Source organism: Halolamina salina (assembly GCF_042678005.1).
In the GTDB taxonomy this organism is placed as follows: domain Archaea; phylum Halobacteriota; class Halobacteria; order Halobacteriales; family Haloferacaceae; genus Halolamina; species Halolamina salina.
Map to the genome: position 1 here is coordinate 1 of NZ_JBHUDH010000190.1, position 1,412 is coordinate 1,412.

The following is a 1,412-nucleotide window of genomic DNA, read 5'->3' on the forward strand; positions in this document are numbered from 1 at the left end:
GAGGTCCCAGCCACGTCCTAATCCTCGGCAACAGGGAACTCAACCGTCTCGCCAGCATACAAAGAAAGTACAAAGAGATTCAGGAAACGCACACCAACGGCGAGGACATTATCGAGGGAGATCTCAACTTCTACTATCCGTCACTACAAGAGCCAAGGGCCGCTCCTGACCGAAGGAGTACTATCTCTTTTGAATACCTGTTCTCTGACTTCGTCTACGCAAAGCTTCAGAAGACTAAACTGAACAATAAGGACGTTGAGACGAGGGATGTCAGCATTGTGTTCAATTCCGCTGGTACAGACAAAGATAGTCTGGAATTCCTGTACTATTCGCTACGCGACAACGAATTGCTCGACGCCGATGAGGTTTGGATTTACTCGTATATAGAAGCCGGTGAGGAGGAAGACGAGCAGTATGAGCGGGCAGTTGAGAAACTTGAGGGAAGTATTCTGCCACCAGATACACCTTTCCAGTTCCACCAACTGCCGCAGGTAGATTACAAGTCATACGCAGACGACCTGAGGGAGGACTAACTATGGACGAATACCCCAGCGATCAGGACTACAAGGCCATTGTCGAGGAAAAGTACGGGCGTGATAAAGCACAAGCATTCTTCCGCAGGCATTCGCACGTTCTAGTACATTCCGGCGAAACAGAAGACCTAGCCGACCTCACACGCCGGATGTACATCGGGTATGACCGTACGAATTCGCTGAAAGAAGACGTGCTGGAAAAGGACAAGAGGAAGAAGGCCACAGCGTTCATTTTCGAGAGCGAAGCGGACGAAGAAGACCTCATACAAGATTTGGAAAGGAACAGGGGGAAAGGCTACCAGTATAATGGGAACAAAGATCTGGAAGTGCAAAGTGTTGTTAACACGGACGATGGATTTGAAATCAATCTACAGTATGAAGACCGTAGTCCTTCTCGACGACCTCTCCAGAACACACAAACGCGTTCAATTACTGTTTCCCTCACACAGACAGACGAAGACGGGGTCTGGCAAGGAACTCAGGAATACCGGTACGCTGATGAGTTCAATGCCGCCAGCGACTTCTTTGACGATTGGGAGTCAAAGAGGCTCAGCGAGAGAAAACCTGGAATCAAGAGAGTCAACTTCAACCTAGAAACGATCCCCGCAGAAGACAGTGTGGAGATGTTCAACAAATTCCTACGTGATACACCAGGAGACTGGAGATTCGAGCAGGTGCTTGAGCTAGGTATCAAACAAAGCGGAGAGAGTGCTGGCGTACTTGAGGAAGAGGAAACTGAGTTTGAGGAGGAAGAAGAGATTGAGGAAGAACTGGATGAGGAACTCCGAGGCATCACAGATGCAGTATTCAAAGGCAGCAGCCTGAGGGAGAATCAATTCGTGCAGGACTGCTTGGATAGTGGCTTCTACTTCAATTCGA

The 1,412-nt window shown here is 48.9% G+C and carries 1 protein-coding gene and 1 pseudogene; both read left to right on the forward strand.

Annotation, left to right across the window (positions count from 1 at the left end):
* A pseudogene (locus tag ACFR9S_RS14030) lies at window positions 1-533 on the forward strand (hypothetical protein); the annotation flags it as partial.
* A 2-nt stretch (window positions 534-535) separates the two neighbouring features.
* The coding region (locus ACFR9S_RS14035; RefSeq protein ID WP_379818907.1) for a helix-hairpin-helix domain-containing protein at window positions 536-1,412 on the forward strand (877 nt) is incomplete at its 3' end.